General features: G+C 49.8%; 1 protein-coding gene. It reads right to left on the reverse strand.

Features of this window, described 5'->3' with window-relative positions; genetic code table 11:
- Positions 1-67 precede the first annotated feature (67 nt).
- Positions 68-1,208, reverse strand: a 1,141-nt coding sequence (locus R7E42_RS24750; RefSeq protein WP_318073198.1) for a fructose-specific PTS transporter subunit EIIC, incomplete at its 5' end; no start/stop codon positions are given.

Here is a 1,208-nt window from a genome sequence, read left to right on the forward strand (position 1 = left end):
AACCGGAATTTAAGGGAGGTGCTGAATGCCAAATCGAGGGTGGCATTGTTAATTGCTTAAGTTTTGCTTATGCAGCAACTTCTTGTTTTGCATCCGCTTTGTTTTTTAGGAATGCATAGGTAAAGCCTGTTACCGCCGTACCTGCAGCAATTGCTACCAAGTACATCAAGACTGGAGAAATTGCGTTAGGGATAAGCAGTACAAATAGACCGCCGTGAGGTGCCATCAGTTTCGCGCCGAATAGCATAGATAGAGCACCTGTTAGAGCGCCACCAGCCATACAAGATGGGATTACACGCATTGGGTCTTTCGCTGCGAATGGGATTGCACCTTCAGAGATAAAGCACAGACCTAGCACGAATGATGCTTTGCCCGCTTCACGCTCGTTTGGTTCAAACTTGTTCTTCGCAAGGAAAGTGGCCAGACCCATACCTAGCGCCGGCACCATACCTGCCGCCATGATTGCAGCCATTGGTGCGTAAGTTTGAGAAGCCAATAGACCTACACCGAATGCGTAAGCCGCTTTGTTTACCGGGCCACCCAAGTCGAAGCACATCATTGCGCCAAGGATAATACCAAGTAGAACGGCGCTGTCTGAACCCATGTTGTTTAGGAAGTCAGTCAGACCATTCATGATGCCAGAAACCGGACCACCAACGATGTAGATCATCACAAGGCCCGTAAATAGCGTCGCAACAAACGGGATGATCAGAATCGGTTTCAATGCTTCCATTGATTGAGGAAGTTTTACTTTATCTGCTAAGAGCTTCGCTGCGTAACCTGCGATGAAACCAGCCGCGATACCACCAAGGAAACCAGCGCCAGTAGAGCTTGCCAACATACCACCAACAAGACCCGGAGCCAGACCCGGACGGTCAGCAATTGAGAAGGCAATGTAACCAGCAAGCACAGGGATCATCAGTGCAAACGCAGATCCGCCGCCGATGGTCATTAGTGCGGCGGCCAATGTGCCTTCTTCTTTAAACGCTTCAATACCGAATACGAACGATAGGGCGATGATCAAACCACCTGCGACGACGACAGGAAGCATGTGCGAAACCCCCGTCATTAGGTGTTTGTATGCGCCTTTCTTCTCGTCTGTTGCCGAAGCAGAACTTGCAGCGCCTGAATGTTGGTAAATCGTGGCTTGTTCGAACGCTTTGTCCATCTCTTCAGCGGTTTTCTTCAGAGCTGGGCCAGTCTTTGTA

Origin of the sequence: Vibrio sp. Vb1337 (genome assembly GCF_033338715.1) — a bacterium.
GTDB classification, from domain to species: Bacteria; Pseudomonadota; Gammaproteobacteria; order Enterobacterales; family Vibrionaceae; genus Vibrio; species Vibrio alginolyticus.